Origin of the sequence: Synechococcus sp. CCAP 1479/9 (assembly GCF_019038535.1) — a bacterium.
Classification (GTDB): Bacteria; Cyanobacteriota; Cyanobacteriia; order PCC-6307; family Cyanobiaceae; genus Cyanobium.
In genome coordinates this window covers 477,553-492,980 of the sequence record NZ_JAFKRK010000016.1, presented here as the reverse complement: position 1 = coordinate 492,980, position 15,428 = coordinate 477,553, and the positions used below count along the sequence as shown (strand labels likewise).

10 protein-coding genes are annotated in these 15,428 nt (G+C 70.9%); 3 read left to right on the top strand and 7 right to left on the bottom strand.

All coding sequences use genetic code 11. From position 1 onward, the window contains the following. Positions 1-16 precede the first annotated feature (16 nt). Entirely contained in the window at positions 17-1,996 is a 1,980-nt protein-coding gene (gene speA, locus KUG38_RS06665) for a biosynthetic arginine decarboxylase (protein ID WP_216920040.1), read from the top strand. Here speA and KUG38_RS06660 read toward each other — a convergent pair. The 4 genes from KUG38_RS06660 to KUG38_RS06645 all read right to left on the bottom strand — a co-directional run bounded on the left by KUG38_RS06660 (position 1,981) and on the right by KUG38_RS06645 (position 6,481). After that, positions 1,981-3,879, bottom strand: a complete 1,899-nt coding sequence (locus KUG38_RS06660; protein WP_286195667.1) for an adenylate/guanylate cyclase domain-containing protein — start codon at positions 3,877-3,879, stop codon at positions 1,981-1,983. The genes speA and KUG38_RS06660 overlap by 16 nt on opposite strands. Then, positions 3,879-4,964, bottom strand: a complete 1,086-nt coding sequence (locus KUG38_RS06655; protein ID WP_216920037.1) for a FecR family protein — start codon at positions 4,962-4,964, stop codon at positions 3,879-3,881. Before KUG38_RS06655 ends, KUG38_RS06660 begins: the two co-directional genes overlap by 1 nt. A gap of 4 nt (positions 4,965-4,968) precedes the next feature. Continuing rightward, positions 4,969-5,688 (bottom strand): FecR family protein, encoded by a 720-nt coding sequence (locus KUG38_RS06650; RefSeq protein WP_216920035.1) that lies wholly within the window; start codon positions 5,686-5,688, stop codon positions 4,969-4,971. 88 nt (positions 5,689-5,776) lie between these two features. Beyond that, positions 5,777-6,481 carry an SIMPL domain-containing protein gene (locus KUG38_RS06645; protein ID WP_216920033.1) on the bottom strand — a complete coding sequence of 235 codons (705 nt, stop codon included), beginning with the start codon at positions 6,479-6,481 and terminating at the stop codon, positions 5,777-5,779. Positions 6,482-6,570: 89 nt separating this feature from the next. On the opposite strand from KUG38_RS06645, the gene KUG38_RS06640 reads away from it, so the two are divergent. Together KUG38_RS06640 and KUG38_RS06635 are read left to right on the top strand one after the other, a co-directional pair. Continuing rightward, positions 6,571-8,052, top strand: a complete 1,482-nt coding sequence (locus KUG38_RS06640) for a mechanosensitive ion channel family protein (protein ID WP_216920031.1) — start codon at positions 6,571-6,573, stop codon at positions 8,050-8,052. Continuing rightward, positions 8,052-10,004 (top strand): CHASE2 domain-containing protein, encoded by a 1,953-nt coding sequence (locus KUG38_RS06635; protein ID WP_216920029.1) that lies wholly within the window; start codon positions 8,052-8,054, stop codon positions 10,002-10,004. The genes KUG38_RS06640 and KUG38_RS06635 overlap by 1 nt, the downstream gene beginning before the upstream one ends. On the opposite strand, the gene KUG38_RS06630 is transcribed toward KUG38_RS06635, so the two are convergent. From KUG38_RS06630 to KUG38_RS06620, 3 genes are all read right to left on the bottom strand, one after another. Further along, positions 9,958-10,692: a hypothetical protein gene (locus tag KUG38_RS06630; protein ID WP_216920027.1), complete on the bottom strand. Its 735-nt coding sequence runs from the start codon at positions 10,690-10,692 to the stop codon at positions 9,958-9,960. The genes KUG38_RS06635 and KUG38_RS06630 overlap by 47 nt on opposite strands. A gap of 82 nt (positions 10,693-10,774) precedes the next feature. Next, positions 10,775-11,098 (bottom strand): DUF3307 domain-containing protein, encoded by a 324-nt coding sequence (locus KUG38_RS06625; protein WP_216920025.1) that lies wholly within the window; start codon positions 11,096-11,098, stop codon positions 10,775-10,777. Between the two features lie 120 nt (positions 11,099-11,218). Then, the gene (locus tag KUG38_RS06620) at positions 11,219-15,268 is read right to left on the bottom strand and encodes a CHAT domain-containing protein (protein WP_216920023.1); all 4,050 of its coding nucleotides are present in this window, start codon (positions 15,266-15,268) and stop codon (positions 11,219-11,221) included. Positions 15,269-15,428: the final 160 nt, after the last annotated feature.

Below are 15,428 nucleotides of genomic sequence, written 5' to 3'. Positions count from 1 at the left end.
GACCAGCCCGCCGGGCATGCCCCCCGTCCCTTCCGGGCGGCCCGACGCCTGGAGCGCCGCCGACGGGGCGGCCCTCTACGGGCTCGACCGCTGGGGTGAGCCCTATTTCGGGGTGGGCGCCCGGGGCCACGTGATCGTGCAGCCCCGCGGCGACCGCGGCGGCTCCCTCGACCTGGTGGAGCTGGTGCGGGAGCTGCAGGGCCGCGACCTGTCCCTGCCGCTGCTGATCCGCTTCGACGACATCCTCGAGGACCGGCTCGAGCGTCTCCACGGCGCCTTCGAGCGGGCCATCGCCCAGTACGGCTACAACGGCCGCTACCAGGGGGTGTTCCCGGTGAAGTGCAACCAGCAGCGCCACGTGGTGGAGCAGCTGGTGGAGAGCGGTCGCCGCTGGCACTTCGGCCTGGAGGCGGGCAGCAAGGCCGAGCTGCTGATCGCCCTGTCCCTGCTCGACGATCCCGACGCCCTGCTGATCTGCAACGGCTACAAGGACCGGCGCTACATCGAGACGGCGATCCTGGCCCGGCGCCTGGGGCGCCAGCCGGTGGTGGTGATCGAGCAGGCCGATGAGGTGGATCGGATCATCGCCGCCAGCAGCGCCCTGGGCGGCGCCCCGTTCATCGGCATCCGCGCCAAGCTCTCGGCCCGCAGCACCGGCCGCTGGGGCAGCTCGGTGGGGGAACGGGCCAAGTTCGGCCTCTCGATCCCCGACGTGCTCACCACCGTGGAGCGCCTGCGGGAGGCGGGCCTGCTCGACGACCTGCGCCTGCTCCACTTCCACATCGGCAGCCAGATCAACGACATCGCCGTCCTCAAGGACGCCCTGCAGGAGGCGGGACAGATCTATGCCGAGCTCACCCGTCTGGGGGCGCCGATGGGCTTCCTCGACGTGGGCGGCGGCCTGGGCATCGACTACGACGGCAGCCGCACCGCCACCGCCGCCTCCACCAACTACTCGCTGCAGAACTACGCCAACGACGTCGTCGCCACGATCCGGGAGTGTTGCGAGCCCCACGGCATCCGCCCGCCCACGCTGGTGAGCGAAAGCGGCCGGGCCCTGGCCAGCCACTTCAGCGTGCTGGTGTTCGACGTGCTCGGGGCCGGCGGCCACAGCGAAACGGTGCCGCCGCCGGCCGAGGGGGAGGCGCTGATCCTGCGCAACCTGCGCGACACCCACGCCCTGATCACGGCGACCGCCGCCGCAGGGGCTGCCGAGGGGGACGACGCCGGTGAGCGGGCGGCGGTGGAGCGGCTGCAGGAAGCCTGGAACGATGCCCTCAAGTTCAAGGAGGACGCCCTCACCGCCTTCCGGCTCGGCTACCTGAGCCTGCCGGAGCGGGCCACGGCCGAGCGCCTCACCTGGGCCAGTTGCCAGGCGATCGCCCGCCAGCTCGACGCCCTGCCCCCAGGCACCGTGATCCCCCAGGAGCTGCAGGCCCTGCCGGCGGCGCTGGCCGGCACCTACTACGCCAACCTCTCGGTGTTCCGCTCAGCCCCCGACACCTGGGCGATCGACCAGCTGTTCCCGGTGCTGCCGATCCACCGGCTCGACGAGCGCCCCACCCGCCTGGGCAGCTTCGCCGACCTCACCTGCGATTCCGACGGCAAGATCGCCCGCTTCATCGACCGGGGCCAGGTCAAGCCGCTGCTGGAACTGCACGGCCTGCGGCCCGGCGAGCCCTACTGGATCGGGCTGTTCCTCGGCGGGGCCTACCAGGAGGTGATGGGCAACCTGCACAACCTGTTCGGCAGCACCAACGCCGTGCACATCCGGCTGGCGGCCGGCGGCGGCTACCGGGTCGACCACGTGGTGCGGGGCAACACCAACGCCGAGGTGCTCGAGGCGATGGAGCACGACCCTGACCTGCTGCTGGAGCGGCTGCGGCTGGCCAGCGAGCAGGCGATCGGCCGGGGCGACCTGGCGATCAGCGATGCCCGTCGCCTGATGGCCCACCTGCGGGCCAGCCTGGAGCAGACGACCTACCTCGAAGCCTGACCTTCCCTGGAGGCCTGGTCCGCCAGGGCGACGGTGAAGATCTCCACCTCCCCGAGGCTCTTCACCGCCTGGGGTCCCAGGGAGCGGGCCGCCAGATCGGGGTCGGCCGCGATCAGGCTGGCGGTGTGCGCGTCACACACCACCGCCGCGTCCACATTGCGGGTGGCCGATTCGAGCCGGGCCGACAGGTTCACCGTGTCGCCGATCACGGTGAACTCCATCCGCTTAGGGCTGCCGATCTGGCCCACCATCACCTGGCCGCTGGCCAGACCGATGCCGTTGTCGAGGGTGGCGATGCCCCGCCGCGCCCAGTCCTCGTTGAGGCCGGCCAGGGCCGCCCGCATGGCCAGGGCGCAGCGCACCGCCTGGCTGGCCTCCTCGGCCACCCCCCGGCTCACCGGTGAGCCGAAGACGGCCATCACCGCATCGCCGATGAACTTGTCGACGGTGCCGCCATGGGCCATCACCACCTCCACCATGGCCCCCAGATACTCGTTGAGCTGGAGCACGTGCAGCTCGCTCTGGCCCTCGCCGCTGCGCTGCTTGGTCAGCACCGTGAAGCCCTTGATGTCGGTCATCAGCACCGTCACCTCCAGCAGGCGGCCGCGCAGGATGCCCTGGGCCGATTCCGGGTCGGAGAGGATCTCCGCCACCACCCCGGGGGCCACGTAGCGCTCGAAGGTGCGGCGCAGCCGCCGCCGCTCCTGCCCCTCCCGCAGGTAGGCATCCCCCCCGTAGAGCAGGCCCAGCAGGACCAGGCCCGAGGAGGGCGCCAGCAGCGGCAGCCAGCGGTTGGCCTGCTGCAGCGCCACGGCGACGAGGGCCCCCTGGAGAACCAACACCAGCACCACCAGGGCGAGGCGCCAGCGCAGGTCCGTCCAGCGCCGGGCCGCCCCCAGCACCAGCAGCAGCGGCACCAGGGCCAGCAGGGCCCGTCCCGGCGCGCTGCGGGGCCAGGGCTGCAGCCCGTCCCCCTGCAGCGAGTTGGCGGTGGCGGTGGCCAGCACCTCCAGTCCCGACAGGGGGCCGAAGGGGGTGGGGTAGCCATCGGTTCCCTGGGCGACCACCGGGCCGAGCAGCACCAGGGCCCCCTTCACGTCCTTGCGGAGGGGATGGGTCTTCCAGCGCGCGGGGTCGAGCACCTCCCAGGCCGGCAGGCGCTGGAAGCTGCCCTCCGGGCCATAGAAATTGAGCGCGCTGGCCCGGTCGTCCTGGCGGCTCCGCTGGCCCCCCAGCCGCAGCAGGGTGGAGGAGAGGGCGCTGTGGCCCTCGGCGCCGCGGGCGGGGAGCACGCCGCTGGCGTAGGCCTCGGGGTGGCGGCTCGGCTCGCTGGAGGTGCCGGCGAGGATGTTGGTGAGCCCGAGGGAGCCGGTGCCGCCGATGGCCGCCAGGAAGCGCTCCGGCCGCACGAAGGTGAGGGCTCCGGCCCCCTGGGTGTCGCTGGATTCGAGCATCTCCGCCGCCAGGGCGACCCGGCCGGGGTAGCGCCGCAGCCGCAGCTCCAGGGCATCGTCATCGGCCGGCCCCTTGCCGCTGGGCCCCTCGAAGACCACATTCACGGCCACGGCCCTGGCGCCCGCCTGCAGCAGCTTCTCCGCCACCATCCCGTAGGTGGCCCGGGGCCAGGGCAGGCTGCCGACGCCCTTCGCCCATTCCGGGATCTTGCCTTCCTCCTCGAACCAGTCCCCCTGCTGGAGGGTGGCGTCATCGACCGTGACCAGCACCACCTTCGGCGGCGGTCGGCGCGGGCCGCGCAGCAGCAGCAGCTGCTGCTCCACCCCCCGCTCCCAGACCCGCATCCGGGGCCCCGGCCAGCCGGAGCTGACCCCCACCCAGGCCAGCACGGCCACCACCAGGACCCTGAAGGTGCGGCGTCGCGGCATCATCGTGGCAGCGGGCTCCAGAGCGTGCAGATGGCGACGGCTCGGCCGGAGCGCTCCAGCCGCACGCAGTCAATCGCCTGGGCCTTGGGACGGTTGATCAGGATCTGGGTGTGCAGGGCTGAGCCCATCCAGCGGGACACGATCTGCTCCGGGTTCCAGGCGGCGGCCGGCATCGGGCAGGCGATCACCTCACTGGTGGGCATGAGCCTGGCCGTCGCCGCCATGCGCTCCTGGAACGCCCCCCAGCGGGAGCGGTCGTGGTCGCAGTCGCGGCTGGCCAGCACCCCCTCGAGCACCGGGGCCAGGTAGGCGGCATTCTCGGCGGCCAGGGGCGCCGGCAGGGGTTGCAGGGCGGGGCGCCCGGCCTGGGCCCGGTAGCGGTTGATGGTCTCCACCAGGGGATCACGGCTGACCGCCGGCCTGGGCGGGGCGGCGATCACCCCGGGGAAACGGCGCTCCACGAAGGCCTCCAGCGCCTTCATGCCGGGCAGGGGAGCCGTGAACCCCTCGAACAGGGGCCCCCGAAGGATGGCGATGTAATCGTCCGCCGTGAGGGGTCGCTGCCCGAGCAGGCCCCCCTGGCTGGAGAGCCGCACCCTGGTGCCCCCCGCTACGAGGATCGGCGCCCCAGGCAGGGGCCGTCCATCGGCCAGGGGCTGGAGCTCCACCGAGCCCTCCAGCACCGCCACCTCCTGCTCGCCGCCGTCGAGCAGGGTGATCAGGTAGTTGGTCCCCCGGGTGCTCAGCCGCGAGGAGCGGGTGCAGCCGTTCTGCTGGCCGGACACCAGGATCTGGCCGCTGCTGAGCAGGAAGCATGTGCTGCCGAGGCGCAGCTGGGTGAAGCGGTTGAGGCGGCCGGCGGCACCACCGGCGAAGCCCAGCTGGCCGCGGCTCTTCTGGGTGCGGACCAGCTCGGGTGTGATCGCCCGCTCCTGCACGTGGGCCTGGCGGCGCTCGATGAACAGCTCCGGGCCATCGATGATCTCCTGCACGACCGCCGACCCTGCCGGGCTGGCCACGCTGCCGCTGGGCCAGACCAGGGCCGCCGCCAGGGCCGTCAACAGAAGCCGGTGGGGTCGGATCACCGGCTCAGAAGAAGCGCGGCAGGCCGAAGGGCAGCGACGGCGGACTGATCGGAACGGGCAGGTTCACCCCCGGCACCCGGGAGCGGATGTAGCTCTCCAGGGAGCCGTAGGCGGGCAGCGGCACCCGGAAGCCCTGGAACAGGGGGCCGCCCAGGATGCTGTTGTAATCACTGACGCTCAGCCCCAGGATCGCCAGCACCACCCCGGCGGGCGAGAGGCGCAGCTTCTGGCCCGCTTCCACGGTGGTGGCGGGCTTGCCGGTGGGTTCGCCGTCGGCGAGCGGCTCCACCTCCACCGATCCCTCCAGCACGGAGATCTCCGCCTCCCCCGACTCACCGACGTCCAGGAGGTAGTTGGTGCCCCGCACGCTGAGGCGGGCGGAGCGGGTGCAGCCGCTCTGCTTGCCCGAGACCAGGATCTGGCCCTTCTCGATCAGGAAGCAGCCCTGGCCCAGCTTGAGCAGGGCGAAGCGGTTGAGGCGGCCGGCGGCACCGCTGTCGAAACGGATCTGGCCCCGGCTGTTCTGGGTGCTGACCTTCTGGGGGGCGACGGCCTTCTCCTTCACCTTGGCCGTCTTGCCGTCGATGAAGAGCTCATTGCCATCGAGGATCTCCTGCACCACGGCGCTTTCGGAGGCCCGCACCGGCAGGGGCCCGAGGGCGGGACCGACCAGGAGCACCAGGATCGGCACCATCGAGAGGCTCGGCAGGTGGCGGCGGCGCATGGGCTCAGGGCTCCGGTGCGGATGGCCCATTCTGCTCAACCGGGCCGGAAACGCACCGAAGTCATGCACCGACGCCGCCGGAATCGCCTCAGCGGGCGCAGAACCGCACCAGCAGGCCCAGCCGGTCCTTCGGCTGGGCCAGTTCGGCCGGATCGAAGGGGGGTGCGGCCTCGGCGGCGGCGGCCCGCATCATCATCGGCCGCAGGTCGTTACCGTCCACCTGCACCTCCAGGGGGGCCAACCGGCTAAGACCCACGGCGGCGGCCACCTCCCTGGCCTGCTCAAGGGCGTCCTGGTAGGCCGCCCGCAGCAGCTGGCGCCGCACCGCCCCATCCAGGCCGCGATCGGCTTCGGTGGCCACCGGCGCCAGCCGCACCCCGCTCAGGGCCCCCACCTCCCGGATCAGGGCCTGCAGCCGCTGGGGCACCAACCGGCCGCTGACCTGCAGGCTGGCCGTCACCGCCGCCGGCCGGTTGCGTTCGGCCTCACGCTTCCAGGTGCTCGGGGAGGTGACCCGCAGCTCCTCCACCTGCTGCCCCTGCAGGGCGGTCCGCACCGCCGCCAGCCGCTCCTGCAGGCTCTGGAGCGCCCCATCGGCCGTGGCGGCCTCGGCCTCGAGCGCAAGTGAGAAGGCCAGGCGGCGGGTGGGCCGTTCCTGTTCAGCGCTGCCCCTGGCCTCCAGCAGGGTGCCCTCGCAGCGCAGCTGCACCTGGGCGACCGCGGTGCCCGGCCAGGAAGCGAGCGCCGTCAGGCCCAGCAGCGGGACGACGGAGCGCGGGCAGATCGGGCGCATCGACTTGGGGGATGGTTGCTTCCAGCCTGCTCCGCCATGGAGCCGACGGCCAGGATCGGCGGCAGGATGGGGCGATCGAAGCGTGCGCCTTGGCCCTGCTGCAGATCTGGATCGGCGCCCTGGCCGCCACAGCCGGGCTGCTGGTGCTGGCCCGCCTCTGCCGTCGCCGGGCCCTGCCCACCGTGCCGCTGCGGCTGCCGCTGCTGGCGATCGGCACCTGGGCCCTGCTGAGTTCGCTGCCGCTGCAGGGGCTGCCGCCGGCCTACCGGGTGTGGGTGCTGCTCACCGACGACCTGCTGCTCACCTACGCCGCCATCCTCCTGGCCCTCTGGGCAGCCCTGCAGGTGCCCGCCCACCTGGGTCTGTGGCGGCCGCCGCCGCAGCTGTTGATGCAGCTGCTCACCGTCGGCAGCGGCGCCCTGGCCACGGTGGTGCTGGTGCGCCAGTCGGCACGGCTGGATCTGGTGGGTCTGGTGACCACCTCCGCCGTGCTCACCGCCGTGATCGGCCTGGCCGCCCAGGAGTCGCTCAAGGACCTGTTCGCCGGCCTGGAGCTGCAGCTGGGGGACGACTTCACCGAAGGGGACTTCCTCGAGCTGGACCAGGGGGTGCGCGGGGTGGTGGTGCGGGTGAGCTGGCGGGACACCATGCTCCGCAACATGGACGGCCAGCTGGTGGTCGTCCCCAACAGCCTCGTCACCGCGCGGGTGCTGCGCAACCTGGGCCGCTCCGGGGCTGTCAGCAACCGGTTCAGCGTCGGCCTCGACTACGACCTGCCGCCCGCCCAGGCCAGGGCCCTGCTGGAGAAGGTGGTGCTGCAGCACCCCAGGGTGCTGCGGGAGCCCTCCCCCCGGATCCGGGTCATGGAATTCCAGGACAGCGCCATCGCCTACGAGCTGCAGGTGTGGCAGCGGGAGCTGGGGGACGGCGCCATCGGCGACCTGCGCAGCGACCTGCTCGAGCAGATCTGGTATGCCCTGGCCCGGGAAGGCCAGAGCATCCCCTTCCCGGTGCGTGAGCTGCAGCCCCGCCGCTCCCGGGACCGGCCCCAGCTCCCCGCCCGGCCCTCCCCCCAGCTGTGCTGCCAGACCCTGGCCAGCGAGGGCATCTTCACCGAGCTGAGCGGCGAGCAGCTGCAAACCCTGGTGGAAGGCAGCCACCTGGTGGCCTACGGACCCGGCGAGGCGGTGGTGCAGGAGGGTGCCGAGGGGCGCTCGATGTTCCACGTGCTGCGGGGAAGCGTGGAGATCCTCAAGGAGCTGGAGCCGGGCAACACCGTGGCCGTGCGCCAGCTGGGGCCGGGTGAGGTGTTCGGCGAGATGACCCTCTTCCTCGACGCCCCGCGCAGCGCCACGGTGCGGGCCACCGAGGAGTGCCTGCTGCTGGAGGTGGGCCGGGACAGCATCAGTGGCCTGCTGGACGAGAATCCGGACCTGCTGGAGCGCTTCGCCGCCATGGTCCAGGAGCGCCAGGCGGAACTGAAGAGCCTCGACCGCGAACAGCGCACCGAGCGCTCCAATGCTCTGCTGGACACCATGAAGCGACTCTTCTACGCCTTCAAGGGCAGCTGATGGACAGCGGAACCCCGCCCGACTCCAAGGCAGCGACCTGGCTGGCCCGGCTGAAGGCCCTGCATCTGGGGGATGGCCTCCGCTCGCTCGTCCCCTACGCCGCCGCCGGCCTGCTGCTCCTGGCACTGCAGCGCAGCCCCATCAACGAAACCCTCAACCTGCTGCTCTACGACCTGATCACCAGCCTGCGTCCGGCGCCGCCGGGCACGGACAAGCCGATCACGATCATCGGCATCGACGAATCGGACCTGGCCACCTACGGCTTTCCCATCGACGATCGGGTGCTGTGCGAGGCGATCGACCGGCTGAACGCCGGAGGGGCTGTGGCGATCGGCCTCGACATCTACCGCGATCAGGGCGTGGGCCCCGACCAGGCCTGCCTGCGCGAACGGTTCCGCACCAATCCCCGCCTCGTTTCGATCTTCAACGTGGCCGAAGCCATCGGCCCGGTGCCCGGGACGCCGGCCGATCGCCAGGGGTTCAACGATCTGGTGCTCGATACCGACGGGGTGCTCCGCCGCGATCTGGTGCATGTGGCCGGGCAGGACGAAGCCACCGTGTCGCTGGCCCTGCGCCTGCTGGAGGTGGGCAAGGGCCAGCGGAGCCTGCGGCAGCGGCTCGAGAAGGGGACCGAACCGGGCCCCTGGCTGGATCCGGCGTCGGGGGGCTACGACCAGCTCGATGCCGCTGGATACCAGCAGATGCTGTCCTTCCACCAGCTCGGCAGCTTCCACCTCTGGAACCTCCAGGATGTGCTCGGCCGCCGGCCGATCCCCGCCGACCAGATCCGTGGCCACATCGTGCTGATCGGCAGCACCGCGCCGAGCCTGCGGGACCTGTTCCCGGTGCCCCAGACCCGCTCCACCCTCGGGGCCAGTCAACTGCTGGTGCCGGGCGTCGAGATCCATGCCCATCGCCTGGCCGCCCTCATGGACCGCAGCGTCGCCGGCGACCCCCGGCGCCTGCGGACGCTGCCGGGCTGGGTGGAGCGGGTCGCCGAAGTGGTGGCGGTGGTGCTGGGGATCGTGCTGGGGGAAGCCTTCGTGCTGCTGCGCCGCAGCGTGCTCGTGGTGGGGCTGGTGGCCAGCCTGATGGTCGGTGGCGCCGTGCTGCTGCTCTACAACTTCGTCTGGGTGGGCCTGAGCCTGCCCCTGACGGGGTTCATCGCCATGGCCGGCGCGGGCTGGGTGCGCCGCGGTGCCTCCAGCCAGAAGCAGCGCCAGCAGATCGAGCGGCTCCTGGGCCAGACCACCTCCCCGGCCGTGGCGCGCCAGCTCTGGAACCAACGCGATGGCCTGCTCAGCGACGGGCGCTTCGAGGGTCGGCAGCTGCCGGTCACCGTGCTGATGTCGGACACCTGCTCGTTCACGAGCGTGTCGGAACGACTCAGTCCTGGAGAGCTGCTCGACTGGCTGAACCGGGGCATGGCCCTGTTCGTCCCCGCGATCACGCGCCGGGGCGGGATGGTCAACAAGTTCACCGGCGACGGCCTGCTGGCGGTCTTCGGGGCCCCCCTGAGCAGCGGCGAGGAGGCCGATGCCAAGGCGGCCATCGATGCCGCCCTGGCCATCCAGCGGGCCGTGGACAACCTCAACGAGGAGCTCCAGAAGGAGGGACTGCCGGCGATGGGTCTCCGTATCGGTGTCCATTCCGGCGCCGTGCTGGCCGGATCGATGGGCAGCAGCGAACGGCTGGAGTACGCCGTGATCGGCGACGCCGTGAACTGCGCCGCAAGGCTGGAGAGCCTCGAGAAGCAGCGTCAGACCAATCTCTGCCGGGTGCTGGTGTCCTCCAGCACGGTGGATCTGCTGCCCAAGGGCCTGCCGCTGGAGTGGCTCGACTGGGGGGAGCTGAACGTCAAGGGACGCACCGAGCCCCTGCGGATCTGGGAGCTGCGGGGTGGACTCAGGCGGGACAGCGCACTGGAATCTGCTCGGGCCACTGGGCCGTGATCAGGTCGGACAGACCGAAGGCGGTGCCGACCTCTGCCCGGGGCACGCTGGCACCGCAGGAGCGGCGCAGCTTCGCCAGGGAGGCCTGCACGGCCCCATCCTCTTTCGAGGCTTCGGTCACCAGCAGGCTGAGGGCCGGCGGTGATTCGGCGGCGACGAAGCTGAGCGGATCGGCGGGGGTGGCGGTCGCCGCGGCCCCGGGGCAGAGATAGCTCGACTCCCACATCGTCGGCACCTTCACCGAGGGGAGGCTGATCAGGGTGATGCCCGGGCCGGAGGCCGGCAGCACCCGGCGCTGGCCCGAGGCCATCGAACCATCCGCGGTGCCGCGTCCGCTCAGGGGCCGGAAGGTGATTTCCAGCGGGCTGGGGGAGGCGCTGGGGCCTTCGAGCAGGCCGAGGTAGCGGTCCTTGCCGGGGGCGAAGACGCTGCTGTCGGGCACCAGGTGGGCCAGCAGGCGGCTGGAGCAGTCACCGCGGGTTCCTCCGCCGACGCGGCGCCCCGGGAAGGTCTTGCGCAGTTCGCTCTGGGCCTGCGCCTGCGGCGGCTCAAGCACCGCCAGCGGGGCCAGGGTCAGCAGGCCGGCCGCCAGCACCATCAGGCCCGTACGGCCTGGGCGAACTCCAGCCGTGTGACGGGCAGCCGTGTGAAAGGCAGCCTGGCGATGGTCGGCACCGGCTTTGTTCATGGCCCCTCTGTCCAGGATCGCTTTCTGAATAACCGATTTCTGCATGAAAACTGTCTTCATGACCACAGTTGACGGCAACGTTTCATGACAACCAGAACCCAGGCTTGGCATGCTGGATGGCCAGCCAGGCCCAGAGGAGCTTGGTGATGATGTGCAGCGCCTGATCGAACCACAGGCTCCAGAGACGACGGCATTTGCCGAAGTCAATCAAAAGATGCACGACCCACTCTGCCACACCCAAAAGGGGTGACTGGGTGATGGCTCCCACCAGAAAACCATGGATGGCGGCATGGGAGGTGAGCCACCAACCCCAGCCGAGGGTCACACCGCAGCCCGGGCATTTCTCCCGGGCCATGCGATCGCTCTGGAGCCCGAAGTCTCCGACGAAATGGGCCATCGCCAGCATCAGAAAGACGTTGAAGACGGCTGGAAGATCAGGCACGGAATGAAGAACCGGGATGGCCGGAGAGGCTCGTCAGATGAGGCAGGGGAAAGGGACCGGGCCCAGGAACCCGTGGGTGAGGCCTCACCAGGGAGTCCCGATCAACTGAACCCCGGCCCAGAAGTAGGGATGGGTCACGCCTGCCGCAATCCGACGCCGCTGGGATGGGCTCAGCTCCGTGAGAAGGGGAACGCCATCGGACCCGATGACCTTATCGCCTTCCAGCCGCACCTTGCCAGTGGACATGGCCTGGCGCGTGGCCCGCAGGGCATCGGCTTTCTGCATCCCCTGGTCGAGGAAGCGATAAAGCTGCAGGAAATAGGCGGAGGTGGCGACATCATCGACATACCAGAGCGTGCCGATGGCGCTGCGGGATCCCGCCTGCAGGGCCAGGCCGGCGAATCCGAGTTCGCTGTCGCTGTCGCCCAGGGCCGTGCGGCAGGCGCTGAGCACGAACAGTTCCAGCGGGCTGCCGCTGCGCTGCTGGCGCAGGCGGGCGAATTCCTGCAGGGTCACCGAGCCGGTGCCGGTGTAGATGCGGGCCTGGGAGGGGCCACCGGGCAGGAATTCAGCGTGGGTGGCCACGTGCAGACGCTCGTAGCGCGGGTCGGCAGCCCGGCTCAGCAGCACCTCCGGGGAAAAGTTCTTGTTGAGGAAACGGTCGACCCCGACCCCCTCCGGGATGCCGGCCAGTTCCTCGGGCACCAGGGGCAGGGGGCTGAGCCCCTCGAACTCCGAGGCACCCGCCGCCAGCACCCGCCCCCGGGTCTGGCGCGGAGGGCCGAAGGAGGTGAGGTTGAGGGACGGGGTGATCGAGAAGCCGTAGCGATCACCGAAATAGCTGGTGCCGTCGTGGAGGGCGGCGAAGGGGAGGCCCTGGAGGCCCCGGTCGGCGACGATCACCAGGGTGGTGATGCCCTTGGCCCGGAGTTCCGCCGCAATGGGCTCGATCAGGGCCCGGTGGATCTGCCGTGACGGGGAGTCCGGATTCTCCACCTGGAGGGGCTCGAGGCGGGCCAGCTGGCGGTAGAGCGCCCGCAGCTGCTCCCCGAAGCGTTCCCTGGAGAGCTCGACACGTTTGCCGACGGGCTCCCCCCGGCGGCTGAGCAGGATCAGATCGAGGAACGAGTTGGCCGGTTTCTTGCCGCTGGCGTCGGCGGCCTTGGGCTCCTCGCCCGCGGTGGGCTTCTGTTCGGTGAAGGACACCATCAGCACCGCCGGATTGAAGCGCTCGTCATCCCGGTCCCCCTTCTGGGAGGCCTTGCTCAGCAGTTGCTGCAGTTCCTCGAGACGCAGGGTTCCGCCGGAATCTCCGGCCATTCCCACATCCCCGAGGGTCCGGCGCACGTCCTCGGTGCGCTGCTGATCGCCGTCGGTGATCGCCGCGGCCACCTGGGAAGTGGAGAGGCTGCTGGTGGTGGTGGTGAGGGGGCCGGGCACCGGCACCGACCCGCCGGTGAGACTGAAATCCGCCTCCGAGAGGTTCACCGCCAGGGCATCGGAGCCCACCCCGCGCCGGTTGCTGCTGACGGTGGAGCCGAAGGGGGTTGTCTGGGTCGACGGAAAGATGCGATAGCCGAGATCGGGCAGGAGGAACGACGGGGCCGGCGGGCTCGAGGGGCTCGGCGGGGAGGACGGTGTCGGGGTCGCCGGAGGCGTGACCGCCTGGGGTGGAAGGGGCGTGACGGGCGGGGTGGGGATGACGGACGGATCGGGCGGGGCCGGGGGCGGCGGCGGCGTCGCCGCCACATTGCCGCCGAAGCTGAATGGCAGCTGGGGATCGCCGGTCGCGACGACGCCCTGAAGCGTGAAACCGATCGGCAGGACGATCTGGGCGGGATCGAAGGCGAGGGAGATGCCGCGGGCCCGAATCAGCTCGAAAGGGGTGATGACCCCCACGACCGGCGGCGACGCCACCTCCAGCCCCCCGCCGAGGAGGGTGTCGCCGAAGACGGAGAGCTGGTCGGGGGTGGAGAGATCGAACAGCAGCCGGCTGTTGGGCTCCAGCGTGAGGCTGCGGGCACGAATCTGCAGCGCGCCGACCGGATCGAGCAACGCCTCCGGTGCCCCCGGCAGCAGGGAGTTTCCGTTGGTGAACGTCCCCAGACCGGAGCCCACCTCGATCAGGCCGGATCCCTGGATCGTTCCTTCATTGCGGAAGGCGGCGCCGTCGATCCGGAGCCGCGCCGAACCATTGCCCTGCAGGACGATCGAGGCCCCGGGGGAGACGGCCGCACTCTCCAGGTCGAGGGTGGAGCCAGGAGCGATCACGATCGATCCGGCGTTGTCGAGGGCCGCCACTTGGTTGGCCCCTGTCAGCTGGAGCTGGGCGCCGCTCTCCACGGCCAGATTCGGGCCAGCGATCGTGGCCTGATTGAGCGCCAGGGTCGCCCCGGTGGCGACATTGATCAGGGTGGTCTTGACGGGTGTGAAATCCGTGACCGTGCCGCGGTCGATCAGGCTGCTCCGGGTCGAAGGGCCGATCTGCAGCAGAGCCCTCGAGAAGGCGGTGACCGAGCGGCCGGGCCCCTGGACATAACGCCTGGAGATATCCAGAACGGCCGGCCTGGTTTCATTGAACCGCGACAGCTGAATGGCACCGAAACTCGTCGGACTCCAGGTGAATTCACCGGTGCGAACGGTGCCCGAAACGAGATTGAACGGTTCGAAGGCTCCCGTCAGCTCGATGTTGCCGTCGATCCGCGACGCCCCCTGGAAGGTGCGCAGGGTTCCGGTGTTGATGTCCACCGCGCCCTTTTGCCAACTGATCGCTCCCACGGGGACCGAGGGATCGGCTCCTTTCTGGTACCAGAGATTGACGTCCAGCCTCCCGGTTGCGGAAGTGTTCGAGAAGGCCGTGGGATCCACGCCCGGGACGTTGATCTGGATGTTGCCGTCGGCCCGCAGCTCCAGGGTGGAATTCGTCCCGGCCGTCTTCTGCACCGGGGCCAGCAGGGAGATGGTCCCCGACTGGGTCGCGGCGGGGTCGGTGGTGTCCACGATCACCGTCTGGCCGCCGTTGAGGGCGGTGTTGATCAGCCCCACATCGATCAGCGACGCCGAGCCCGGCAGTCCGCCTCCGGAACCGCCGGGCGGAGGGCCGCCACCGGATCCGCTGGGAACGATGTCGATGTCGCGGGGATCGATCAGCCAGGTGCCGCCCCGCCCCCGCGCCGCCGACAGATCCGGGGCGGTGGAGAGTGCCAGCCTGCTGGCCGAGGTTTCGACGAAGCCGCCATCGCCGCCCTGGGGACCGCCCCGGGCACTGATGACGCCATGGACCTCGGCCAGGTCCTTGCCCAGGATCTCGATGCGCCCGCCGCGGCCGGCCCCGCTGGCATCCGCCCGCAGGCTGGAGCCGGCCATGGAGACCCGGTCACCGGTCACCAGGATGCTGCCCCCGGCCGGACCGGAGACCTCCACCGTGCTGTCCTGGAGCGACACCGCCTGCCCCTGCAGGGCCACAGTGCCCCCAGGCGCCTGCAGCCGGGATCCCCCCAGCAGCACGTGGCCGCCCTGGGCATCCAGCAGCAGGCCGCCATCAACGGTGAGCAGGCCGCCGTCGATGGCCAGGTCCCCCTGGGCGGAGAGGCCCAGCTGACCCAGGCTGGCCGGGTCGGTGCTGAGACCGGACAGGCCCAGAAGCGGAGTGCCCGTCAAGGCGGTGGCGGCGGCGGCCGTGGTGCCGAGCACGTCGAAACGCCCGTCACCCACCCGCAACGTGGTGGCGGTGGTCAGGTTGAGCTGCTGGACGTTGGTGAACGTGCCGGCGCCGCTGAGTCGGAGCCCCCCCGGGGAGAGCCAGACCAGGTTGGCCGGACCGCTGAGGGTGACGGCCTTGTCGATGAAGCTGCCCAGGGGGTGGGTGACCCCCACCATCACGTTGCGATGCCCACCCACATCGAGGGTGACCCCCGTGATCGCCCCGCGGGTGTCGAAGGCGGAGAAACGGTGAAAGAGGTTGGCCCCGGCGGAGGTGCCCCCACGGATCGCACAGGCCCCGCCGGAGCAGCTGCCGCCGAGTTGGCCATTGACCACACTGCCGAGTCCGAGGATCCCGCCGGTGGCGGTGATCTCACCGGCGGCGACGGGAGAAGCCAGCAGGCCCAGCACGACCGCGAGCCCCAGAGGCACGAGGCGGGACCGCCGTTGCGTCAGCCATGCCGGACAAATGAGGCGGATTCGGACCAACTCGCCGGGCAAAAAGTAGCGGTTGTTACTCAAGATTAGCCCCACTCTCGACCACAGCAGGTAAGTTCCCTAGGCGCCGATGGCTGAACCACTTGCTGGGTCA